This is a genomic window from Bauldia litoralis (assembly GCF_900104485.1).
GTDB classification, from domain to species: domain Bacteria; phylum Pseudomonadota; class Alphaproteobacteria; order Rhizobiales; family Kaistiaceae; genus Bauldia; species Bauldia litoralis.
Genome location: NZ_FMXQ01000009.1, coordinates 188,448 through 209,763, shown reverse-complemented (window position 1 = coordinate 209,763; position 21,316 = coordinate 188,448). Strand labels below are relative to the sequence as shown.

At 66.7% G+C, this 21,316-nt stretch carries 23 protein-coding genes; 15 read left to right on the top strand and 8 right to left on the bottom strand.

The genetic code is table 11. From position 1 onward, the window contains the following. Positions 1 to 17 precede the first annotated feature (17 nt). The 6 genes from lptC (at position 18) to ptsN (ending at position 5,623) form a co-directional block, all read left to right on the top strand. Complete coding sequence (gene lptC / locus BLT60_RS20075) at positions 18 to 1,169, top strand: LPS export ABC transporter periplasmic protein LptC (RefSeq protein WP_139167902.1); 1,152 nt, start codon at positions 18 to 20, stop codon at positions 1,167 to 1,169. Further along, complete coding sequence (locus tag BLT60_RS20070; protein ID WP_090879306.1) at positions 1,166 to 1,741, top strand: LptA/OstA family protein; 576 nt, start codon at positions 1,166 to 1,168, stop codon at positions 1,739 to 1,741. The genes lptC and BLT60_RS20070 overlap by 4 nt, the downstream gene beginning before the upstream one ends. Before the next feature lie 60 nt (positions 1,742 to 1,801). Beyond that, the gene (gene lptB / locus BLT60_RS20065; RefSeq protein ID WP_090879304.1) at positions 1,802 to 2,635 is read left to right on the top strand and encodes an LPS export ABC transporter ATP-binding protein; all 834 of its coding nucleotides are present in this window, start codon (positions 1,802 to 1,804) and stop codon (positions 2,633 to 2,635) included. Between the two features lie 78 nt (positions 2,636 to 2,713). Then, positions 2,714 to 4,255 (top strand): RNA polymerase factor sigma-54, encoded by a 1,542-nt coding sequence (gene rpoN, locus BLT60_RS20060; protein WP_090879302.1) that lies wholly within the window; start codon positions 2,714 to 2,716, stop codon positions 4,253 to 4,255. 249 nt (positions 4,256 to 4,504) lie between these two features. Next, the gene (gene hpf / locus BLT60_RS20055; RefSeq protein WP_090879300.1) at positions 4,505 to 5,092 is read left to right on the top strand and encodes a ribosome hibernation-promoting factor, HPF/YfiA family; all 588 of its coding nucleotides are present in this window, start codon (positions 4,505 to 4,507) and stop codon (positions 5,090 to 5,092) included. A 66-nt stretch (positions 5,093 to 5,158) separates the two neighbouring features. Continuing rightward, the gene (ptsN, locus tag BLT60_RS20050; RefSeq protein ID WP_090879298.1) at positions 5,159 to 5,623 is read left to right on the top strand and encodes a PTS IIA-like nitrogen regulatory protein PtsN; all 465 of its coding nucleotides are present in this window, start codon (positions 5,159 to 5,161) and stop codon (positions 5,621 to 5,623) included. Between the two features lie 36 nt (positions 5,624 to 5,659). Here ptsN and BLT60_RS20045 read toward each other — a convergent pair whose 3' ends face one another. The 7 genes from BLT60_RS20045 to ubiE form a co-directional block, all read right to left on the bottom strand. Beyond that, positions 5,660 to 5,914 carry a BQ00720 family protein gene (locus BLT60_RS20045; protein WP_244521360.1) on the bottom strand — a complete coding sequence of 85 codons (255 nt, stop codon included), beginning with the start codon at positions 5,912 to 5,914 and terminating at the stop codon, positions 5,660 to 5,662. Between the two features lie 24 nt (positions 5,915 to 5,938). Then, positions 5,939 to 6,370: an Hsp20 family protein gene (locus BLT60_RS20040; protein ID WP_090879363.1), complete on the bottom strand. Its 432-nt coding sequence runs from the start codon at positions 6,368 to 6,370 to the stop codon at positions 5,939 to 5,941. Between the two features lie 117 nt (positions 6,371 to 6,487). Next, a complete protein-coding gene (gene cysK / locus BLT60_RS20035) occupies positions 6,488 to 7,459 on the bottom strand; it encodes a cysteine synthase A (RefSeq protein ID WP_090879296.1) in 972 nt (323 codons plus the stop codon). 109 nt (positions 7,460 to 7,568) lie between these two features. Beyond that, entirely contained in the window at positions 7,569 to 8,030 is a 462-nt protein-coding gene (gene dut / locus BLT60_RS20030; RefSeq protein WP_090879294.1) for a dUTP diphosphatase, read from the bottom strand. Next, positions 8,027 to 9,250: a bifunctional phosphopantothenoylcysteine decarboxylase/phosphopantothenate--cysteine ligase CoaBC gene (gene coaBC / locus BLT60_RS20025; RefSeq protein WP_175478547.1), complete on the bottom strand. Its 1,224-nt coding sequence runs from the start codon at positions 9,248 to 9,250 to the stop codon at positions 8,027 to 8,029. Before coaBC ends, dut begins: the two co-directional genes overlap by 4 nt. A gap of 43 nt (positions 9,251 to 9,293) precedes the next feature. Next, positions 9,294 to 10,877 (bottom strand): 2-polyprenylphenol 6-hydroxylase, encoded by a 1,584-nt coding sequence (gene ubiB, locus BLT60_RS20020; RefSeq protein WP_090879290.1) that lies wholly within the window; start codon positions 10,875 to 10,877, stop codon positions 9,294 to 9,296. Positions 10,878 to 10,881: 4 nt separating this feature from the next. Then, positions 10,882 to 11,670 (bottom strand): bifunctional demethylmenaquinone methyltransferase/2-methoxy-6-polyprenyl-1,4-benzoquinol methylase UbiE, encoded by a 789-nt coding sequence (ubiE, locus tag BLT60_RS20015; protein WP_090879288.1) that lies wholly within the window; start codon positions 11,668 to 11,670, stop codon positions 10,882 to 10,884. Positions 11,671 to 11,758: 88 nt separating this feature from the next. Between ubiE and mutM the strand changes: the two genes are divergently transcribed. The 7 genes from mutM (at position 11,759) to BLT60_RS19980 (ending at position 18,294) form a co-directional block, all read left to right on the top strand. After that, positions 11,759 to 12,640, top strand: a complete 882-nt coding sequence (gene mutM, locus BLT60_RS20010) for a bifunctional DNA-formamidopyrimidine glycosylase/DNA-(apurinic or apyrimidinic site) lyase (protein WP_090879286.1) — start codon at positions 11,759 to 11,761, stop codon at positions 12,638 to 12,640. Between the two features lie 55 nt (positions 12,641 to 12,695). Then, positions 12,696 to 13,469 (top strand): enoyl-CoA hydratase, encoded by a 774-nt coding sequence (locus BLT60_RS20005; protein ID WP_090879284.1) that lies wholly within the window; start codon positions 12,696 to 12,698, stop codon positions 13,467 to 13,469. Between the two features lie 102 nt (positions 13,470 to 13,571). Next, positions 13,572 to 13,838 carry a 30S ribosomal protein S20 gene (gene rpsT, locus BLT60_RS20000; protein ID WP_090879283.1) on the top strand — a complete coding sequence of 89 codons (267 nt, stop codon included), beginning with the start codon at positions 13,572 to 13,574 and terminating at the stop codon, positions 13,836 to 13,838. A gap of 615 nt (positions 13,839 to 14,453) precedes the next feature. Next, positions 14,454 to 14,900 carry a rhodanese-like domain-containing protein gene (locus BLT60_RS19995; protein ID WP_090879281.1) on the top strand — a complete coding sequence of 149 codons (447 nt, stop codon included), beginning with the start codon at positions 14,454 to 14,456 and terminating at the stop codon, positions 14,898 to 14,900. 116 nt (positions 14,901 to 15,016) lie between these two features. Continuing rightward, positions 15,017 to 16,444 carry a chromosomal replication initiator protein DnaA gene (gene dnaA / locus BLT60_RS19990; protein WP_244521359.1) on the top strand — a complete coding sequence of 476 codons (1,428 nt, stop codon included), beginning with the start codon at positions 15,017 to 15,019 and terminating at the stop codon, positions 16,442 to 16,444. Positions 16,445 to 16,621: 177 nt separating this feature from the next. After that, complete coding sequence (gene dnaN / locus BLT60_RS19985; protein WP_090879277.1) at positions 16,622 to 17,734, top strand: DNA polymerase III subunit beta; 1,113 nt, start codon at positions 16,622 to 16,624, stop codon at positions 17,732 to 17,734. Beyond that, positions 17,731 to 18,294, top strand: coding sequence for an ASCH domain-containing protein (locus tag BLT60_RS19980; RefSeq protein WP_210185651.1), 564 nt, complete (start codon positions 17,731 to 17,733; stop codon positions 18,292 to 18,294). Before dnaN ends, BLT60_RS19980 begins: the two co-directional genes overlap by 4 nt. 31 nt (positions 18,295 to 18,325) lie before the next feature. Here BLT60_RS19980 and BLT60_RS19975 read toward each other — a convergent pair whose 3' ends face one another. Then, positions 18,326 to 19,201, bottom strand: coding sequence for a helix-turn-helix domain-containing protein (locus BLT60_RS19975; protein WP_090879275.1), 876 nt, complete (start codon positions 19,199 to 19,201; stop codon positions 18,326 to 18,328). A gap of 177 nt (positions 19,202 to 19,378) precedes the next feature. Here BLT60_RS19975 and BLT60_RS19970 point away from each other — a divergent pair, with 177 nt between their 5' ends. Together BLT60_RS19970 and BLT60_RS19965 are read left to right on the top strand one after the other, a co-directional pair. Next, positions 19,379 to 20,620, top strand: a complete 1,242-nt coding sequence (locus BLT60_RS19970; RefSeq protein WP_090879273.1) for a YbiU family protein — start codon at positions 19,379 to 19,381, stop codon at positions 20,618 to 20,620. Positions 20,621 to 20,720: 100 nt separating this feature from the next. Continuing rightward, complete coding sequence (locus BLT60_RS19965) at positions 20,721 to 21,263, top strand: gluconokinase (protein ID WP_090879359.1); 543 nt, start codon at positions 20,721 to 20,723, stop codon at positions 21,261 to 21,263. Positions 21,264 to 21,316 lie beyond the last annotated feature (53 nt).

The window sequence follows — 21,316 nt, the reverse complement described above, 5'->3', positions numbered from 1 at the left end:
TCGATCAGGCCGAAACGATGACCGACTATTATTACCAGTCGAAGGATGAAGATCTCCCGGAGGAGGGCGAGGAACGCCGTCCGCGACGGCTGAGTCCGGCCGACCAGTATCCGGCGGACCGCGCGTTCTTCACCGCCGACGGCGATCCCCTGCCCCGCGATCCGGAGGATGATGTCCCGGCCGATGACGGCGAGGCGGCGTCCGGCTATGGCGACAGGACGGCCTATGATCTCGACCTCGTGCCGGTCGAGGCGGATGACGCCTACCCTTCCGACGCTGACGATCCGCTCGACTGGGACGCCGAAGGCGCTGAGGGCGGGCCGTATGCCGAGGATTACGATCCCGACCCGGACGACGACGGCGAACCCTATTCACCGCCGCTGCTGCCGGCGCCGACCGCGGGCGGGCGCGTCTCGGTGGCCGAGAGCGGCATGGCGGCGGCGCGGCGCATCCGCTTCGACCCGACCCAGGAGCGCGGCGCCGGCCACTATACCAGCGCCCGCCGTCACAGCCGCCTGGTCAGCGTCCTCAAGTTCGCGCTGCCCGGCATCGCGCTGGTCGGCATCCTCGCCTTCCTCGGCTTCGTCCAGTTTGCCCCGGCGCCGGACGACGCGGTGATCACGCTGTCCGGCATCAATGTCGAATCGGAAAGCGTCACCATGCAGACGCCCCACATCTCCGGTTTCGACGGGACGAAGCGCGCCTATGAAGTGCGTGCGGCCCGCGCCATCCAGGACCTCGGCAATCCCAAGATCGTGACGATGGAAGAGATCGTCGCGCAGTTGCGGATGGACGACGGCGAAACGGCGCACCTGACCGCGACGACCGGAACCTATGACGACGATACCAAGCAGATGGTGCTGTCGAAGGGCATCGCGCTGAAGACAACCAACGGCTACGAGGCGAATCTCGAAGACGCCCAGGTCGACATCGAAAAGAGCCACATGACAACCGGCAAGCCGCTGACCATCACAACCTCTCAGGCAAAGATCGAAGCCAACGCCATGGAATTCAGGGACAACGGCAAGTTCGTCATGTTCAAGAACGGCGTGACCGTGTTCTTCACGCCGCCCGATCCCAAGGAGGGCGAAGCGACCGGGACAGCGACGACCGCCCCCGACGCGGCCAACGCCGACGCCCCAACAGCGACCGCCGGCGGCTCGTCATGAGCGCCGCGGCCCACGCCCTGCGCCTCGCCTGCAGCCTTCTGCTGGCGGCTTTCCTTGCCGCGCCGGCGGCCGCCCAGTCCACCGATATTTTCAAGGGCTTCTCCGCGAAGTCCGGCGGCGCCATCCAGGTCGATGCCGATACGCTGGAGATCGTCGAAGAGGGCGAGGAACGCATTTCGACCTTCGCCGGGGGCGTCACCGTCGTCCGTGGCGACACGACGATGAAGGCCGCGACCATCCGGCTGCATTCGGACAAGGACGGCGGGGATCCGAACGGCTTCACCCGCATGGAAGCGACCGGGACGGTCTACGTCAATTCCGGCAACCAGACGGTCACCGGCTCCAAGGCCGTGGTCGACAACAAGGCCCAGACCATCACGCTGAGCGGCAATGTCGTGCTGAGCCAGGGAAAGAATGTGATGACCGCGGAACGGCTGGTGATCGACATGGCGAGCGGCAAGGCGACGCTCGAACAGATGCCGGGCAAGCGTATCCAGGGCGTGTTTTCCCCGGGCGCCATCAAGAAAAAAGACGATGGCGACAGCGCGGCCGGGACCAAGCCGGCCCAGTGACCTCGACAGACGGCGCGGGACCGCTTATCTCCGGTCAGCGGCAAAAGGAACCTTCGCGCTTTGGGTCTGACCAGCCTCCTGGGACGCAAAAAGCAGCAGTCATCGGCTAACGGCTCCAGACGGGTCCGCGGGGAGACGCCGCCGTCGCGGCTTGTACCCGATGCGGGCGGCCGCGGTTGGCTGGTCGCCAGCGGGCTGGCGAAGTCTTATCGCGGCCGGCGGGTGGTCCACGAGGCGAGCCTCGCGGTGGCGCGGGGCGAATCGGTCGGCCTGCTCGGCTCGAACGGTGCCGGCAAGACGACGATCTTCTACATGATCACCGGCCTGGTGAAGGCGGACGAGGGCACGATCGAACTCGACGGCCACAACGTCACCGGCCTGCCGATGTATCGCCGGGCGCGGCTCGGTATCGGCTACCTGCCGCAGGAAGCGTCGATCTTTCGCGGCCTGACCGTCGAAGCCAATATCCGGGCGGTGCTCGAGGTGGTGGAGCCGGACAAGGCGCAGCGCGAGGACCAGCTCGACGCGCTGCTCGACGAGTTCCACATCACCCACCTGCGCAAGGCTCAGGCGATGTCGCTGTCGGGTGGTGAGCGCCGCCGCGCCGAGATTGCCCGGGCGCTGGCCAGCCGTCCGGCCTTCATGCTGCTCGACGAGCCCTTTACCGGCGTCGATCCGATCGCGGTCGGCGATATCCAGGCGCTGGTGCGGCATCTTACCAGCCTCGGCATCGGGGTCCTGATCACCGACCATAACGTCCGCGAGACACTTGGGCTGATCGACCGGGCCTATATCATTCACTCGGGCGAGGTGCTGTTCGAGGGCCGGCCCGACGAGATCGTCGAAAGCCCGGACGTCCGCCGGCTTTACCTTGGCGAGCAATTCAGCCTTTAATCGAGCGTGTCGATGGGGTACGACTGAGACTGGCAAGCAAGTCTTGGACCAGTTTCGGCCCCGGTAGACCCACACGTAATGGCTTTATCCCAGAAGTTAGAGTTCCGTCAGAGCCAGTTGCTGGTGATGACACCGCAGCTGATGCAGGCCATCAAGCTGCTTCAGCTCTCAAATCTCGATCTCGTCGCCTATGTCGAGGCGGAACTGGAACGCAATCCGCTGCTCGACCGCGCGGAGGATGATGACGGCGGCGATCGCCGGGACCTGCGTGACGACACCCGCGACGACGCCCCCGAGCCCTCTGCGGCCGCGGACGGGGTCGAGGCCGCCGACTGGATGGAATCCGGGTCGAGCGCCGGCAGCGAGACGATGGAGGACAAGCTCGACTCCGACCTCGCCAACGTCTTTCCCGACGACAACGGCCAGGCCGCCGGCGAGACGGCGCCGGCGCTGCCCACCGAATCCTGGGCCGTCGCCCCGAGCCGCCAGACGGTCAGTTCCGACGACTACAACCTCGAGGCCTTCGTCGCGGCGGAGACGACGCTCGCCGATCATCTCGGCGACCAGCTCGGCCTCGCCATCACCGATCCCGCGCTCCGCCTGATCGGCGGGGCGATCATCAGCGAGATCGACGAGGCCGGCTATTTCCGCGCCGATATCGAGACGATCGCGGAACAACTCGGCGCCAGCCCGGCGACGGTCCGCGACGTGCTGCGGACCATCCAGAGCTTCGACCCAACCGGCATCGGCGCGCGCGACCTCTCCGAGTGCCTGGCGATCCAGCTTCGCGACCGCGACCGCTACGACCCCGCCATGGCGACCCTGATCGACAATCTCGAACTGGTAGCGCGGCGGGACCAGACGACGCTGCTGAAGCTCTGCGGGGTCGACGCGGAAGACCTGGCCGAGATGCTGGCCGAGCTCAAGGCGCTGAACCCCAAGCCCGGCAGCGGTTTCGGCGATGCGCTGGTGCAGACCGTGGTGCCCGACGTGATGGTGCGGCCAGCCAATGACGGCGGCTGGCATGTCGAGCTCAATACCGGGACCCTGCCGCGCGTGCTTTTCGACCAGACCTATTATGCGAAGGTTTCGAAGGGCCGCCGCAACGAGAAGGAAGACGAGTTCCTGGCCGAGTGCATGCAGACGGCCAAATGGCTGGTGAAGAGCCTCGACCAGCGGGCGCGGACGATCCTCAAGGTGTCGACGGAGATCGTGCGGCAGCAGGACGCCTTCCTCGCCCACGGCGTCCAGCACCTCAGGCCGCTCAACCTCAAGACCGTCGCCGAGGCGATCGGCATGCACGAATCGACCGTCTCGCGGGTCACGTCGAACAAGTACATGGCGACGACGCGCGGCGTTTTCGAACTGAAGTATTTCTTCACCGCCGCGATCGCCTCCTCGGAGGGCGGCGTCTCGCATTCCGCCGAAGCGGTGCGCCACCGGATCAAGCGCCTGATCGACGATGAAGCACCGGACACGGTCCTGTCCGACGACGCGATCGTCAAGACGCTGCGCGACGCGGGAATCGACATCGCGCGACGCACGGTCGCCAAGTATCGCGAAGCCCTGCGGATCCCCTCCTCCGTCCAGCGCCGCCGCGACAAGCAGGTCGCGCTCTAGGCCCCGGCCGGGTCGAGCCGGACGAGGCGGCCCGCGCCAACAGGCTTTTCCCCAACCCATTACGATCGGTTGACTTGTGCTAAGGTCGTCAATAGAAGGTGCGCCCATCGACGAGCCGGGGGATGCGATGGGCTTCGAGGAAGCTTGCGGATCCGGCCTTGGCCGACGCGCGCAGAACCGAGCCTCCGGGCCGCAGTCGCGGCCTGACAAACGTCAGAACCGGAACAACGGAGAAGGTTCGTAGCCTCGATGACTCTGCAGATTTCCGGAAAGAACATGGACATCGGCGATGCCCTTCGCACGTATGTCGATTCCCGCGTCAGCGACGCGCTGGCAAAGTATTTCGACGGTGGGTTCACCGGCCATGTGACGGTCGAACCCGAAGGGTCGGGCTACAAGTCGGACTGCACCGTCCACCTCGACACCGGTGTCGTCCTGCAGGCTCACGGCCAGTCGCAGGACGTCTACAAGAGCTTCGATATCGCCGCCGAGCGAATCGAGAAGCGCCTGCGGCGCTACAAGCGCCGGCTCAAGGACCACCACGCCAACCGGCGGGACGTCGCCGAGCCGGCCGCCAGCTACGTGCTGGCCGCCATCGACGAGGATGAGGAAGTGGCGGCGGACTACAGCCCCACCATCATCGCCGAGGAAACCACCAATCTTGAAACCCTGACAGTCGGCGAGGCGGTTATCGCCATGGACTTCACCGAGGCCGCGATCTTCGTGTTCCGCAACGCCGGACATGGCGGCATCAATGTCGTCTACCGCCGGCCCGACGGCCACATCGGTTGGGTCGACCCGTCCCTGAAGACAACGCGCACTTCCGCCGACGACTGATCCCCACGGCGCCGCCTGCGTTGAGACGTACGGCGCCAGAGAGGAACGCATCGTGGACTTTTGGCTATGGATCTAGGCGATTTAATCGCGCCCGAAGCGGTCATTGGCTCGCTCAAGGCCAACAGCAAGAAACAGGCGATCCAGGCGATCGCCGAGAAGGCTGCCGCGCTCACCCAACTGCCCGAGCGCGAGATCTTCGAGACCTTGCTGCAGCGGGAAAAGCTCGGCTCGACCGGCGTCGGTGGCGGAATCGCCATCCCGCACGGCAAGCTGCCGGAGCTCGACCGGATTTTCGGAATGTTCGCGCGCCTGCCGAAGCCGATCGACTTCGAGGCGCTCGACGACCAGCCGGTCGACCTGATCTTCCTGCTACTGGCGCCGGAAGGCGCAGGCGCCGATCATCTCAAGGCGCTGGCCCGGATCGCGCGCCACCTGCGCAAGGGCGGCGTTGCCAACAAGCTCCGGGCGTCGACCGACAAGGCCGCGCTGCATGCGGTGCTGACCGAAGAGGCGACACCCGACGCCGCGTGATCGCGGCGGCGGGCGGAGCGGATTCTGCCTTTCAGGCTAGTGGGTGCTGACCATCTCGAGGTCGTTCTCATGCGCGTTCATGACCACCGCCTCGCGGTTGTCAGCGAGCATGATCGGCGTGCCATCGGCACCGAGCAGCGCCCAGAGTTGCAAATCGGGGGCGACCGGCGGCAGGCCGGGAAACAGGCTTTTGGCCTGGTCGGACTTGAGGGAGCGGACATAAGCCACCTTGCCGCCGCCGAGGCCGGCGAAGGTTTCAGGATTCATCATCTGCCTGTCGGTATTTTCCATGACGCGATACTCCTTGGGGCCGGCTCAGCCGCGCCCGTTGATCTCGATCTTGCGCACCATCCTGTCGCTTGATGGACGAGCGAGATCGATGGAGAGAAGGCCATCGGCGAGATCGGCACCGACGACTTCAATGCCTTCCGCCAGAACGAAGACCTTGCGGAACTGCCGCGCGGCGATGCCCCGGTGGAGGTAAATCCGCGAACCGGCTTCCTCGGACTGACGCCCACAGATGACTAGTTCGTTATCCTCGACCGAGACGTCGAGTTCGTCATCGGAGAAGCCGGCGACCGCCAGCGTGATCCGCAGCATGTCGCCCTTTGGCCCGGTGGCCGGCAACCGCTCGATATTGTAGGGCGGATACCCGTCACCGGCGGCTTTCGATAACCGTTCGAGCGCGCGCTCGACTTCGTCGAAGCCGAGCAGTAGTGGACTTGAAAACGCAGAAATGCGCGTCATTCCGGGGTCCTCGTTCTTCAAAGCGACCTTCCCGTCGGACCCAGAAAGCGGCATCCGACAGGACTGGATATGGGGAAGAACGGGCGCCGATTCAAGCGGACGGTACCGGGGACGGGCTCAGCCCAGCCCTTCGAACAGGGCGGTCGAAAGGTACCGTTCGGCGAAGGAGGGGATGACCAGGACAATGGTCTTGCCCTTCATCTCGGCGCGACTGCCGACCTTGACCGCCGCGGCGATCGCCGCACCCGAGGAGATGCCGACCGGGATGCCCTCGATGCGGGCGCTGAGCCGGGCATAATCGAAGGCATCGTCGTTGCCGACGGTGACCACCTCGTCATAGGCTCCCGTATCGAGGATGGCCGGAACGAAGCCTGCGCCGATCCCCTGGATCTTGTGGGGGCCGGGATTGCCGCCCGACAGTACCGGACTGTCCTCCGGCTCGACGGCGATCACGCGCAGGCTCGGCTTGCGGCTCTTCAGGACCTGGCTAACGCCGGTGATGGTTCCGCCGGTGCCGACGCCGGAGATGAAGACATCGACCGCGCCGTCGGTATCGTTCCAGATCTCCTCCGCCGTGGTGCGGCGGTGGATCTCCGGGTTGGCCGGGTTCTGGAACTGCTGCGGGATCACCGCGTCGGGGATCTCCTTGACCAGTTCGTCGGTGCGGGCCAGGGCGCCGCGCATGCCCAGCGCGCCATCGGTCAGCACCAGTTCGGCGCCGAGCAGGGCCAGCATCTTGCGCCGCTCGATCGACATGGTCTCCGGCATGACCAGGATCAGGCGGTAGCCCCGCGCAGCCGCGACAAAGGCCAGCGCGATGCCGGTATTGCCGGAGGTCGGCTCGATCAGCGTCGTGACGCCGGGCTTGATCCGGCCTTCCGCTTCGAGCGCGTCGATCATCGCGACGCCGATGCGATCCTTGACGCTGCCGATCGGATTGAAGAATTCGAGCTTGGCGAGAAGCGTCGCCTCGACGCCCTTGACCGCGGCGATGCGATCGAGCCGGACCAGCGGCGTGTCGCCGATCGTCTCGGTGATCGAGCCGTAGACCTTGCCGCGGCCGGGCGTCGCCGGTGTTTCCTTCGCCATCTTTCCGATTCTCCTTCGCAAGTCCCGCCGCGATAATAGATCAAGATGGGGGCGCGCGCTGAAACCGCCAGTGCGTCACCAGACGAGGCTGGGGAACCGGGCAGACGCCCTACCCCGTTACTCCAGTCGATCCAAAACCGCCGGCGCCGCGATCCGTCGATGACAGGTCCTCGACCTCGCGAAAATCGACCGGCGTCACCGGAGCGATGACGAGTTGGGCGATCCGCATCCCCCTCTCGACGACGAAGGGATCGGAGCCGTGGTTGATGAGGATGACCTTCACCTCGCCGCGATAATCGGCGTCGATCGTGCCGGGGGCATTGAGAACGGTGACGCCATGTTTGGCGGCAAGCCCCGAGCGCGGCCGGACCTGGCCCTCATGGCCGCCGGGGATCGCGAAAGCGAAGCCGGTCGGCACCAGCGCATGACTGCCGGGAGGGATGGTGAGCGGCGTCTCGGCGGGAACCGCGGCGGCGAGGTCGGAGCCTGCGGCATCGGACGACTGGGGCGCCGGCACCGGCAGCCCCTCGCCATGCGGGAGGCGCAGCGCGGACACGACGGCGCGGCTCATGCGCCCGATCCCGATTTGCCGAGACGATCGGCGATCCGTTCCACCAGCCGGGCGGCGACCTCGGTCTTGGTCATCTTCGGCCAGGGCTCGACGCCCGAGGTGGTCACCAGGTGGATGGTGTTGTCGTCGCCGCCCATGACGCCGGTTTCCGGCGAGACATCGTTGGCGAGAATCCAGTCGGCGCCCTTGGACCTGAGTTTGGCCTCGGCGTGCGCCTTGAGGTCGTTGGTCTCGGCGGCGAAGCCGATGACCAGGTCCGGGCGCAGGGTGTGGTGGCGACCAAGCGTCGCGAGGATGTCCGGATTCTGCACGAGCGGCAGCGGGGCGACCGCGCCGGTGCCGTCCTTCTTGAGCTTGGCATCCAATTCCTCCGCCGCGCGCCAGTCGGCGACGGCCGCGGCCATGATGGCGATGTCGGCGGGGAGCGCGGCCTCGACCGCTTCCAGCATCTGGCGGGCGGTCTCGACATGAACGGTGGTGACGCCGGGCGGATCGGGAATGGCCACCGGGCCGGACACCAGGGTGACCCGTGCGCCGGCTCGGGCCGCGGCAGCGGCAATGGCGTGGCCCTGCTTGCCGGAGGAACGATTGGCGATGTAGCGGACCGGGTCGATCGGTTCGTGTGTCGGCCCGGAGGTGACCAGGACGTGGTGACCGGCAAGCGGGCGGGCGCCCGGCTTCAGGATCGCTTCGGCCGCCGCGACGATCTCAAGCGGCTCGGCCATGCGGCCGAGGCCGGCCTCGCCGCCTTCGGCCATCTCGCCGGCATTCGGCCCGACGAAACGGATGCCATCGTCGGCAAGCCGGGCAACGTTGCGGCGGGTCGCCGGATGGGCCCACATTCGCGGGTTCATCGCCGGGGCGACAAGGACCGGCCGGTCGGTGGCGAGCAGGATCGTCGAGGCGAGGTCGTCGGCATGACCGCCGGCCATCCTGGCAAGGAGATCGGCGGTCGCCGGTGCGATGACGATCAGGTCGGGCTCGCGGGCCATACGGATATGGCCGATATCGAATTCATCGTCGCGGCTGAAGAGATCGGTGTGGACCTTGCCGCCGGTCAGCGCGCCAACCGCCAGCGGCGTGACGAATTCTTCCGCGGCGCGGGTCATCACGGCGCGCACCGCATAGCCGCGCTCGCGCAGCCTGCGGATCAGGTCGAGCGACTTGTAGGCGGCGATGCCGCCGGAAATGACGAGAAGGATGGTCTGGCCCCTGGGCATCAGCGTCCGGTCCTGTCTGCGGCGCCGCTTTCCGCGGCGGAGTCTAGAATACCCATTTCAGCCCCGCCACCACGGCGACAGCGGCGATGACCCACAGGGCGACACGGCCCCAGCGGGCGGCATGGGCTTCCGAACGGCCGATGCCGGCTATGGTCTCCGGATCGAGGCGGAGGCCGTGTTCGCTCATCCGGTCGATCTCGGCCGACAGCCGGCCGGCGCGCTCGGCCAGCCTCGGCAGTTCGCTCGCCAGCCGGCCGACGGCGCCTGCCCCCTCGGCGACGAGTTCGAGCTGGCCGGTCGGACCGAGATGGCGCTCGACCCACTCGCTGACCACCGGCTCGGCGGCCGCCCACATGTCGAAGTCGGGATCGAGGGTGCGGGCGACGCCTTCGACCACCACCATGGTCTTCTGGACCAGCAGGAGCTCCGGCCGGGTCTCCATGTCGAAGATCTCGGTGACCTCGAAGAGCAGGGTGAGAAGGCGGGCCATCGAGATTTCGCTCGCCCGCTGGCCGTGGATCGGCTCGCCGATGGCGCGCAGCGCCTGGGCGAAATCCTCGACCGAATGCTTGTCGCCGGGGACGTAGCCGGCGGCGAAATGGACGGTGGCGATGCGCTTGTAGTCGCGGCGGATGAAGCCGAAGAGCACCTCGGCGAGGAAGATCCGCTGGTCGCGGTTGAGACGGCCCATGATGCCGTAATCGACGGCGACGATGTCGCCGGCGGCATCGACGAAGAGATTGCCCTGGTGCATGTCGGCATGGAAGAAGCCGTCGCGCAGCGCCTGGCGCAGGAACGCCTGCATCAGCCGGCGGGCGAGCAGCGGCAGGTCGTGGCCGGCGTCGCGAAGGCCGGCGACATCGGACATCTTGAGGCCCTCGACCCATTCCAGGGTCAGGACGTCGCGGGCGGTGTAATCCCACTCGACCCGGGGCACCCGGAATCCGGGGTCGCCAGCACTGGCCTCGGCCATTTCCGACAAGGCCGCCGCTTCCAGCCGCAGGTCCATCTCGAGGGTGACGGAGCGCGCCAGCGTGTCGACGACCGCGACCGGGCGCAGGCGCCTTGATGCGGGATCGACCCGCTCGACCAGCCTGGCGCCCTCATAGAAGGTGTCGAGATCGCGCTTGAAACGCCGGCGGATGCCGGGCCGCATGACCTTCACGGCGACCGGGCGGGCGCCCATGTCGTCGGCGATCTCGGCCTTGTGAACCTGGGCGACGGAGGCGGCGGCGATCGGCGGCGAGAAGGTCGCGAAGAGGTCGTCCACCGGCCGGCCGAGCGCCTTCTCGATGGTGGCGCGGGCCTCTTCCTCGGGGAAGGGATCGATCTCGTCGCGGAGGCGGCCGAGCGCGTCGGCGACCTCGGTGCCGACGAGATCCGGCCGGGTGGCGAGGAACTGGCCGAGCTTGATGTAGGAGGGACCGAGCCGATTGAGGGCGGCGGTCAGGCGGTCGGAACGGTCCTGGTCGGTGACGCCGCGGCGGGCGATGGCCTGGGCAAGCCTGACCGCGCGGCGGGGGCCATCGGGCATGTCCTCCGGATCGAGTTGCGAGAAGGCGCCCTCGCGGGCAAGCACCCACCCGGCTCCGGCCATCCGGAAAAGGGTTGCCACGGTGCCGGCCATCGGCTCAGAGCTTCCAGCCGGAATGGATCGCGGCGATGCCGCCGGACAAGTTGCGGTAGTCGACCCGGGAGAAGCCGGCATCGGCGATCATCGCCGCGAAGCGGGCCTGGTTTGGGAACTGGCGGATCGACTCGACGAGATAGGCGTAGGACTCCCGGTCGCCGGCGACCATTTCGCCAAGCGCCGGAATGACCCGGAACGAGAAGAGGTCATAGAGCTTGTCGAGCCCGGCGACATCGACGGCGGAGAATTCGAGACAGAGGAAGCGGCCGCCGGGCTTGAGAACCCGGCGCGCTTCGGCGAGCGCTCGCTCGATGCGCGGCACGTTGCGGATGCCGAAGGCAATCGTCACGGCATCGAAATGATTATCGGGAAAGGACAGGTCCTCGGCGTTGCACTCGACAAAGGTGACGCGGTCGTCGAGACGGCGGTCCATGGCCCGCGACCGGCCGACCTTGAGCATCTCGCCATTGATATCAGCGACCACCACCTCGGCGCCCTCGGAGCGGCCGGCGATGCGAAAGCCAATGTCGCCGGTTCCGCCAGCGACATCCAGCACCGAATAGCCGTGCACGGCGCGGCGCGGCGGACCCAGCCAGGCAACCATCGCGTCCTTCCACAGCCGGTGCATGCCGCCCGACATCAGGTCGTTCATCAGGTCGTAGCGGCCGGCGACCTGATGGAAAACCTGGTCGACCATGCCCTGCTTTTCGTCGAGGCCGACCTCGCGAAAACCGAACCAGGCCCGGCCCTCGCCCTGCCGCGCGGCCGCCCCGGCTGAACTGCTCGTCATCTTTCGTTACTCCAATCGGCGCGGACGATAGCCCAAGCGCGGCGTTCAGGCTATCGTCGCCGCCCTGCCAAAGGGTTAGCGGAAATCCATGCCGGAACTGCCGGAAGTCGAAACGGTGCGCCTCGGGCTTCAGCCGGTGATGGAAGGCGCGACGATCGAGAAAGCCACGATCAGGCGCCCTGACCTGCGCCGACCCTTCCCACCGCGCTTTGCCCGAAAACTGACCGGCCGGCAGGTGATGCATCTCGGCCGGCGGGCGAAATACCTCGTCGCCGATCTCGACGACGGCAACGCACTGGTCATGCATCTCGGCATGTCGGGCTCGTTTCGCATCGAGGCCGAGGGCAAAGGCACCCTCCCCGCCCGGACCTACCACCCGCGCGGCAAGCTGACCGCCCATGACCACGTGATCCTCGATCTCTCGTCCGGGGCGCGGGTGATCTATAACGATCCGCGCCGCTTCGGCGTGATGGATCTCATCCCGCGGTCGGCGCTCGCCGACTCCCCGCTCTTCGCCCGTATGGGGATCGAGCCTCTCGGCAACGAATTGAGCGGTGCGTCGATCGCCGGGCTCTTCAAGGACCGCGCGGCGCCGTTGAAGGCGATCCTCCTCGACCAGACCCGGATCGCCGGGCTTGGCAACATCTATGTCTGCGAGGCCCTGTGGCGGGCGCGGCTGTCGCCGACACGAGCGGCGGGCACGCTCGGCATCGGGCGCAAGACAGCGATGCGACAGGCCGAGGCGCTTGCCGACGCGATCCGCTCGGTCCTCGGCGAGGCGATCGCCGCCGGCGGATCGTCATTGCGCGATCACCGCCAGGCGACCGGCGAACTCGGCTATTTCCAGCACTCCTTCGCAGTCTATGACCGCGAGGGGGAACCGTGCCCGCGTCTCGATTGTTCGGGTGTGGTGCGACGCATGGTTCAATCCGGGCGGTCGACCTTCTATTGTCCGGTCTGTCAAAGGTAACGATTCCAACCGCCCGGCGCCTCCGCCGCGGCTTTCCCAGCAGCTTGAGGGATCAATGGCCTACCAAACCATCACGACCGAGACGCGCGGGCCCATCGGTCTGATCACGCTGAACCGACCCAAGGTGCTGAACGCGCTCAATACCGAATTGATCGGCGAGCTCTGCGCGGCCGTCGACGGCTACGAGGCCGATCCCAAGATCGGCTGCATGGTAATCACCGGATCCGACAAGGCCTTCGCCGCCGGCGCCGACATCAAGGAAATGAGCGACCTCACCTATATCGAGGCCTTCTCGCAGAATTTCGGCGCGACGCTCGAGCGGATCGGCAAGGCGCGCAAGCCGATCGTCGCAGCTGTCGCCGGCTATTGCCTCGGCGGTGGCGCCGAGCTGGCGATGCAGTGCGACATCATCATCGCCGCCGAAACGGCGAAATTCGGCCAGCCCGAGATCACGCTCGGGATCATGCCGGGCATGGGCGGGACCCAGCGGCTGCCGCGGGCGATCGGCAAGGCCAAAGCGATGGACATGATCCTGACTGGCCGGATGATGGACGCCGCCGAGGCTGACAGTTCCGGGCTGGTGTCGCGGGTCGTGCCGGCCGGCGATCTGCTCGAAGAGGCGATCAAGGTCGCCGAGAAGATCGCCGACCACTCGCTGCCGATCGTCATGCTGGCCAAGGAAAGCGTGAACCGCTCCTTCGAGACCACCCTGTCCGAGGGCGTTCAGGTGGAGCGCCGGCTGTTCCACTCGATGTTCGCGACCGGCGACCAGAAGGAGGGAATGGCGGCCTTTCTCGCCAAGCGCTCGCCCCAATTCCGGAATCGGTGAGGACCGAACCGTTGACCTCGGACGGAGCCGCCCTTATAAGCTCCGGCCAACAGGTGACGGATCGATCCGCCGCCATCTTCGTCATGTCCAAAAGGCTCATCAATGGCCAATACGTCATCCGCCAAGAAAGCAACCCGCAAGATCGCCCGGCGCACCGCAGTCGGCCGCAACCGTCGCGGACGTCTGCGGGCCTTTGTCCGCCGCGTCGAGGAAGCGCTCGCGACCGGCGACAAGGACAAGGCGGCCGAGGCCCTCAAGTCCGCCGAGCCGGAGATCATGCGCGCCGCTTCGAAGGGGATCATTCCCAAGAATGCGGCCTCGCGAAAGGTCTCCCGTCTGACAGCCCGCGTTCGCGTTCTGAACGCCTAGTACCCAGGCTGCCAGTCTCGGAAATGTGCTACGGCACGGTCTCTGGCCGTGCCGTTTTTTGTTGCACGGCTAAGCGTATCGACGGCCTGGGAAGCGGTCGCCGAGTCGGGGAGGAGAGTCCGGTCTGACTCCCATTTCCCTTGAGATTCAACACCATGCCGGCATGTCGCACTGGCCGTCGATTGGCCGGCCACAATTCATGGCGAGTCAAGCCGGACGGCCAATATTTTTTCGCAGGCTATGCGATCGACACCGTTCAAAATTGATTCCTTGCTGTGGCAAAGGCTTAACCTAACGTGGTCCGGAATCCGGCCGTTGCAGCGGCGGTACGACGCGCCGTCAAAGCGGTTTTCGGGTCCAACGGGCATTGCGGCGCCTGCGCGTCTGTGGTTTCTTAATCGAAGGCTGGCGGGCAAGTTCAGCTTTCAACAAAAGCAAGAGCACGGGGCGTTGATCGAGCGTGATTTCCATATTTTCGCTGGATTATCCAATCTGGGTTTGAGTATCGGCTTCACGTAATCTTTCCCCGTTTCGGGAAAGACATTCTCGAGTAAATCGAAATTTTTTCTGGAATTGGTCGCAACGGCGGAAACGCTGTTTCGACTGGGGGATTCTATGTCTTCAACTACTGGACTAGGTTACGCTGGTGATGTTTCGGCAAAGTCCACGTGGGACGCGCTGAATGGATCTCCGGAAGCGATGTTGGTCGATGTCCGATCGCGGGCGGAATGGGCCTTTGTCGGCGTTCCCGTTCTTGCGGGGATCGGCAAGGCAACGCTGCTCGTCGCCTGGAACGACTTTGACGCCGGCGCGCGTGTCCCTGACTTCCTTGGACGGCTGAACGCCGCTCTGGAGGCTCAGGGCGCCGGCAAGGACACGCCCCTTTACTTCATCTGCCGGTCGGGCAGTCGCAGCCGGAATGCTGCGATCGAGGCAACGACCGGCGGGTATGCGCATTGCTACAATGTCGATCACGGTTTCGAGGGCGACCTCGACCCCGACGGTCATCGAGGAACGGCAGGCGGCTGGAAAGCCGAGGGATTGCCTTGGGCACAAACATGATGAGGCGGATGATTACAGGAACACCCGCGGCGGCGGCGATACCGGGCGGCGATACGGCCCGAAAGATCGAACTGAATGCCGGAGCGGCCGGCGGAACACGGAAGGGGGCAGGTCAGATGGCGGAGCGGGCGAATTCTGGCAAATGGGCCCGCGTCAAGCATCGCCTGCGTACGGAACTGGGTGAGGATGTTTTCAACAGCTGGTTCGGGCGCGTCGAATTCGAACAGGAAGACAAGAGCACCGTCACGCTCTCCGTCCCGACCCGCTTCCTCAAGTCGTGGATCATGTCGCATTATTACGACCGGCTCCTCGCGCTGTGGACGGCCGAGCGCAGCGAGGTCGTGCGCATCGACGTGATCGTGCGCGGCACGATCCGCCCCCGCACCCAGCCGCTGGCTGACAGCAAGCCGGCGGAGACGCCGCCCCCGCGCCCGATGGCGACCATCGCGGCCGCACCGGCCGCGCCGCGCCGTTCCGAGGGACCGGAAGGCCATTTCAGCGGCTCGCCGGTCGACAACCGATATTCCTTCGAGACCTTCTGCGACGGCGCGCCGAACCGGCTGGCCTTCGCGGCCGCCAAGGCGGTGGCCGAGGCTGATCCGGGCAAGCTCAACCGCTTCAACCCGCTCTATGTCCATGCCGGCGTCGGCCGGGGCAAGACCCACCTGCTCCACGCCACGACCCGCGCCGCGCGCCGGGCCGACCCGTCGCGCAAGGTCGTCTACCTGACGGCGGAGCATTTCATGTTCCGCTTCGTCGCGGCGCTGCGCAGCCAGTCGGCGATTCCCTTCAAGGAAAGCCTGCGCGATATCGATCTGCTGCTGATCGACGACATGCAATTCCTGCAGGGCAAGTCCGTGCAGCAGGAATTCTGCCACATGCTCAACGCGCTGATCGACGGCGCGCGGCAGGTGGTGGTGGCCGCCGACCGGCCGCCGGCGGAACTGGAAACGCTCGATGAGAGGGTCCGCTCGCGGCTGAAGGGCGGCGTCGCCTTCGAGATCGGCGCGCCCGACCTCGACCTCCGGCGGCGGATCGTCGCCACCCGCTACCAGATCGCCCAGGAGCACAATCCCGGCCTCGATATCCCGGATCCAGTGCTCGAATACCTTGCCCAGTCGGTGGTCTCGAACGGCCGCGATCTCGAGGGCGGGCTGAACCGGCTGGTTGCCCAGTGGCAGTTCACCAGCCAGCCGGTGACCACCACCTCGGCCGAGATCACGCTTCGCGACCTGGTCGGCGCCCGCGAGCCGCGCCGCGTCCGGATCGAGGAAATCCAGGTGGTCGTCGCCCGGCACTACAACGTCTCGAAGGCGGATCTTCTGTCCAGCCGGCGCACGCGAACCATCGTCCGGCCACGGCAGATCGCCATGTATCTGGCCAAGGCGCTGACCCCGCGATCGCTTCCCGAAATAGGCCGTCGGTTCGGGGGTCGCGATCACACGACGGTTCTCCATGCCGTGCGCAAGATCGAAGGCCTGATCGAGGGCGACAAGACGCTGGCCGACGAGATCGAGATGCTCAAGCGGCTCATCGACGAGTAAACCGCGACCCTTCCCTCCCACTCCCGTGGTCCACCGCCCGAATTGGCGGTGGACCACGGTTTGAGCCCCTTGCGCTTTGCGGTCCGACAGGCCAATTTCGTTCGTCCGATCCGGCGCTTCGCCGCCGGCCTGTCGTTCCTGCCCGAACTCCCGGGTCTCCGATAAGGGTCTCCGATCATGCGCGCGACCGTCGAGCGATCGCACCTCCTCAAGTCCCTCAACCACGTTCATCGCGTCGTCGAGCGCCGGAACACGATCCCGATCCTGGCGAATGTCCTGCTGCGCGCCGATGGCGGGTTGACGCTCAAGGCCACCGACCTCGACCTCGAGATCACCGAGACGGTTCCGGCCGAGATCGGCCAGGCCGGCGCGACGACGGTTCCGGCCCATATCCTCTATGACATCGTCCGCAAGCTGCCCGACGGCGCCGAGGTGTCGCTCGACACCGGCGACGGGTCGCGGCTCGAGGTCAAGGCGGGCCGCTCCCGCTTCGCCCTGCAGGTCCTGCCCGAGGCCGACTTCCCCGATCTCACCGCTGGCGACTTCCCGACCCGCTTCGTGCTGCCGGCGAGCGCGCTGAAGCGGCTGATCGACCGGACCCAGTTCGCCATCTCCACCGAGGAGACGCGCTACTATCTCAATGGCATCTACCTGCATGTCGTCACCGTCGACGGCAAGCCGATGCTCCGGGCGGTCGCCACCGATGGCCATCGCCTCGCCCAGGCGCAGCTCGAGGCGCCCTCGGGCGCGGAAGGCATGGCCGGGGTCATCGTGCCGCGCAAGACGGTCGGCGAGATCCAGAAGCTGGTCGAGGAGCCGGAGGCGGAACTCACTGTCGAGATTTCGGAGACCAAGATCCGCATCTCGATCGGCAGCGTGGTGCTGACCTCGAAGCTGATCGACGGCACCTTCCCCGATTATGTCCGGGTCATCCCCCAGGGCAATGACAAGATCCTCAAGGTCGACAAGGCCACCTTTTCCGGCGCGGTCGACCGGGTGTCGACCGTGTCGAGCGAGCGCGGCCGGGCCGTCAAGCTGGCACTCAGCGACGGCAAGCTGGAACTCTCGGTCAACAATCCCGACTCCGGCAGCGCCAGCGAGGAGATCGCCGTCGAGTATCCGGCCGACGCGATCGAGATCGGCTTCAACTCGAAATACCTGCTCGACGTCGCCTCCCAGCTCGAAAGCGAGACGGCCGAGTTCCGCTTCGCCGATCCCGGCTCGCCGACCCTGATCCAGGACGACGAGGCCGGCAACGCACTCTATGTGCTGATGCCGATGCGGGTGTGACCGAGATCCGCGGGACCAGGACCGAGGCGACGGACTCCTTCTTCCAGGCCTTCAAGACCGACGCAGGCGTCGCGGCCGAGGATTATGCCGTCGTTGCTTTCGGCGACAGCGAGGCGATGGCCGACGAACTGCTGGAACTGGTGCTGCTCGGCGTCAAGCGGGCGACGGCGGCGCTGGCCCGCGACTTTGGGCCGGGACGCGAGCCGCTGCCGAAGGTCGGCGACCATGTCGTCCTGGTCGACGGTCGCAACAAGCCACGCTGCGTCTGGCGCACCACCAGCGTCGAGGTGAAACCGCTGGAAGCCGTCGACGACGCCTTCGCCCATGACGAAGGCGAGGGCGAGCGAGGTCGCGACTGGTGGCTTGCCGCCCACCGCACCTATTTCGCGGCTCAGGCCAAGCGCGAGGGCTTCGCGCTCGAAGAGCCGATCGAGACGGTCTTCGAGCGGTTCACGATCGTCTGGCCGCGGCTCTTCGCCGACCAGGCAGGGAAGAGCGGGACGGACCTGTTCTCGTTCGTTGCCGGCGCCGGCCTGCAGACGCCGGACGGCGACGCCTGATCCATCGTCGCGCCGGCTGCAACGTCCCCCCTTATCCGACCTGCTGGCGCGCGAAACTCCGCCGGAAGTCGCGGGGGGTCATGCCCTTGGTGGCGCGGAATTGGCGGTTGAAGTTGGCGAGGTTGGCGTAGCCGACCGCCTCCGCGACATGGGCGATCGGCTGGCTCGTATTGACCAGCAGCGCGCAGGCCTGGCCGATGCGAAGCTGCGCGACATAGGCGGTGACGGTCAGCCGCGTGTGGCGGCGGAAAAGGCGGTGGAAGCCCGACGGGCTCAGGGCCGCAACCTCGGCAAGCGCCGCCACCGAGACCGGCTCGCGATAATGGGCGTGGAGATGATCGAGGACGCGCTCGATGCGCGGCTGGTCGGGCGAGGCGACCGCCTGCCGATCCGAACCGGGGCCAGCGATCGGCCTGCGCGCGTCGTCGGTAGCAAGCAGGGCCAGCACCTCCATCAGGCGCAAGAGCCGGTCGGCCGGCTGGCGGTCGGGGATCGTGGCGATGATCGGCCGGGCCGTCTCCGCCGCTTCGCGCGAGAAGACGACGCCGCGTCCGGCCTCGGCGAGCAGCGGCCGGACGCCGTGCATCTCGGCCAGGGTGCCGGTGATCCCGGACGCCCAGTCTTCGGTGAACCACATGACCACGGCGTGGTGCGGATGGCCCGGGTCGATCCGCTCGGCCGAGCACCAGGTATGCGGCAGGTTGGGGCCGAGCAGGGCGAGGTCGCCGTCGTCGTAGCTGGCGATGGAATCGCCGACGTAGCGCTGGCCGCGACTGTTCAGCGTCAGGGTCAATTCGAATTCCGGGTGGTAGTGCCACTGGAAAGGGATGCCGTCGTCAAGTCGCCGGTCGAGCAGCGCCCAGGACGCGCCCTCCGGCACCGTTACCTTCTCGAAGAGCGGTCGCATGTCCCTCCCCCGCAAACCGACGCTGATAACGCCTGTCATCCGCGAATGACGCCATTTTAGTATCAGTTTTGGCGATACGAAGCGAACACAAGCCGGCCAAGCTGCGGCACACTCCGACCACGAACCACGGATGGACGCGCGGATGAGACGCGATCCATCTCAGGGAGGAGCAGACGAATGAGCACGGCACGTGTCGAGATGGACCGCGATGTCTCGGACCAGATCATCGCCTTCAAGCAGCAGATGGCGCCGCGCCGCGCCGACCTGAAACGCGCCTTCGCCGAGGTGCGCGACCATGTCGCGCGGGCGGCGGAAGCGATCCAGGCCGATCAGGCGGCTGGCCGCCAGGTCATCCCCGAGGTCGCTTATGCGGACATCGCCGCCGGCACCGTCAGCGACGATACCCGACAGGCGATCCGCCGCACCGGCTGCGCCATCGTCCGTGGCGTCTATCCGGAGGAACAGGCAAGCGACTGGTTCGCCGAACTGACCGAGTATCTCGACACCAACCGCTACGAGGAAAAGGAGGTCGAGAAGCGCAGCCTCGACAAGTATTTCTCGGCCCTGAAAGCCGGCAAGCCGCAGGTGTTCAACGTCTACTGGTCGAAGCCGCAGGTGCATGCCCGGCAGGGCGAGAGCCTGGCGGCGACCCGGTCCTTCCTCGACCGGTTGTGGAAATTCGAAGGGGTCTTCGACCCCGACCTGCAATGCGCCTATGCGGACCGCGTCCGCCGGCGGCAGCCGGGCGACACGACGCTCGGCCTGTCGCCGCACATGGACGCCGGCACCGTCGAGCGGTGGATCGATCCCGGCTACCAGAGCGTCTACGAGCGCGTCTTCGCCGGTGACTGGCGGGGCTACGACCCGTTCGACGGAACCCACCGGCTCGAGACGCGCGAAATCCCCTCGCCGGCGGTGGCCAGTGTCTTCCGCACCTACCAGGGCTGGACAGCGCTCACCCGGCAGGGACCGAAGGACGGGACGCTGCAGCTCGTGCCGATCGCCGAAGGGATTTCCTATGTGCTGCTGCGCGCCTTGCAGGACGACGTGGCCGACAACGACCTGTGCGGCGCCGCCCCCGGCCGAGCGCTCGGCGTCAGCGAGGCGTGGCATCCGGAGATGATGGCCGCCAAGGTGTCGATCCCGGAAGTCCGGCCCGGCGATACGGTGTGGTGGCACACCGACATCTGCCACGCCGTCGCCGACGAGCATGCCGGCAAGGAGTATGCGAGCGTCATCTACATCGGCTCGGCGCCCGACTGCCCGAAGAACCGGGCCTACCTCCCCCGCCAGCGCGAGGCCTTCGTCGCCGGCCGCTCGGCCCCCGATTTCGCGGCGATGGATTTCGAGGTGGATTTCACCGGCCGCGCCACCGAGGCGGACCTGACGGATCTCGGCCGCCGCCAGATGGGTTTCTGATCGGCGATTGCCAATGCCGCCACCAACCGCGATCATCGCGCCCGTTCGGCGAACGGGCGCGATGCCCGTCGCCACGATGGGATGGAAGCGGATCGATCACATGACAACGAATGAGAAACCGACAGCCGTTGTCGTGATGGGCGTCGCCGGCAGCGGCAAGACGGTGATCGGTGAAGGACTGGCAGAGCGGCTCGGCCTGCCGCTTCTGGAAGGCGACGCCTTTCATCCGGAAGCCAATGTCCGGAAGATGTCGTCCGGGCATCCGCTCGACGACGATGACCGCTGGCCGTGGCTGGACGCCATCGGCACGGCGATCGGCGAAGTACCGGGCGGCGTGATCGTCGCCTGCTCGGCGCTGAAGCGGGCCTATCGCGAGCGGCTGATCGTCGCCGCCGGCCGGCCGATCCTGTTTCTCTTCCTCGACGGCGACAGGGCGACGCTGGCCGGCCGGATCGGCGCTCGCAAGGATCATTTCATGCCGCCTGGCCTGCTCGACAGCCAACTCGCGACACTTGAGCCGCCGGGCCCGGGCGAGGACTTCGTCCGGATCGATATCGGGCCAACAGTGCCGGAGGTCGTCGACGCGGCGCTCGATGCCCTCGCCGGTGCGTCAGGGTTGGCGATACCGGACCTTGGAAGCTGACGCACCTGCCTTCGCGGCGGGCGACCCGACCGGGATTCCCTCTTCCTGCCACC

Bases quoted from the DNA above. Each gene is read 5' to 3' on its own strand.
- BLT60_RS20070 (WP_090879306.1), top strand. From the start codon at position 1,166: ATGAGCGCCGCGGCCCACGCCCTGCGCCTCGCCTGCAGCCTTCTGCTG.
- dut (WP_090879294.1), bottom strand. From the start codon at position 8,030: ATGAGCCGCGCCGTCGTGTCCGCGCTGCGCCTCCCGCATGGCGAGGGG.
- BLT60_RS19975 (WP_090879275.1), bottom strand. From the start codon at position 19,201: ATGCGACCGCTCTTCGAGAAGGTAACGGTGCCGGAGGGCGCGTCCTGG.
- ptsN (WP_090879298.1), top strand. From the start codon at position 5,159: ATGGATCTAGGCGATTTAATCGCGCCCGAAGCGGTCATTGGCTCGCTC.
- BLT60_RS20040 (WP_090879363.1), bottom strand. From the start codon at position 6,370: ATGACGCGCATTTCTGCGTTTTCAAGTCCACTACTGCTCGGCTTCGAC.
- BLT60_RS20045 (WP_244521360.1), bottom strand. From the start codon at position 5,914: ATGGAAAATACCGACAGGCAGATGATGAATCCTGAAACCTTCGCCGGC.
- BLT60_RS19965 (WP_090879359.1), top strand. From the start codon at position 20,721: ATGACAACGAATGAGAAACCGACAGCCGTTGTCGTGATGGGCGTCGCC.
- hpf (WP_090879300.1), top strand. From the start codon at position 4,505: ATGACTCTGCAGATTTCCGGAAAGAACATGGACATCGGCGATGCCCTT.
- ubiB (WP_090879290.1), bottom strand. From the start codon at position 10,877: ATGGCCGGCACCGTGGCAACCCTTTTCCGGATGGCCGGAGCCGGGTGG.
- BLT60_RS19970 (WP_090879273.1), top strand. From the start codon at position 19,379: ATGAGCACGGCACGTGTCGAGATGGACCGCGATGTCTCGGACCAGATC.
- rpsT (WP_090879283.1), top strand. From the start codon at position 13,572: ATGGCCAATACGTCATCCGCCAAGAAAGCAACCCGCAAGATCGCCCGG.
- dnaN (WP_090879277.1), top strand. From the start codon at position 16,622: ATGCGCGCGACCGTCGAGCGATCGCACCTCCTCAAGTCCCTCAACCAC.
- rpoN (WP_090879302.1), top strand. From the start codon at position 2,714: ATGGCTTTATCCCAGAAGTTAGAGTTCCGTCAGAGCCAGTTGCTGGTG.
- lptC (WP_139167902.1), top strand. From the start codon at position 18: ATGACCGACTATTATTACCAGTCGAAGGATGAAGATCTCCCGGAGGAG.
- BLT60_RS20005 (WP_090879284.1), top strand. From the start codon at position 12,696: ATGGCCTACCAAACCATCACGACCGAGACGCGCGGGCCCATCGGTCTG.
- dnaA (WP_244521359.1), top strand. From the start codon at position 15,017: ATGGCGGAGCGGGCGAATTCTGGCAAATGGGCCCGCGTCAAGCATCGC.
- coaBC (WP_175478547.1), bottom strand. From the start codon at position 9,250: ATGCCCAGGGGCCAGACCATCCTTCTCGTCATTTCCGGCGGCATCGCC.
- cysK (WP_090879296.1), bottom strand. From the start codon at position 7,459: ATGGCGAAGGAAACACCGGCGACGCCCGGCCGCGGCAAGGTCTACGGC.
- mutM (WP_090879286.1), top strand. From the start codon at position 11,759: ATGCCGGAACTGCCGGAAGTCGAAACGGTGCGCCTCGGGCTTCAGCCG.
- BLT60_RS19995 (WP_090879281.1), top strand. From the start codon at position 14,454: ATGTCTTCAACTACTGGACTAGGTTACGCTGGTGATGTTTCGGCAAAG.
- ubiE (WP_090879288.1), bottom strand. From the start codon at position 11,670: ATGACGAGCAGTTCAGCCGGGGCGGCCGCGCGGCAGGGCGAGGGCCGG.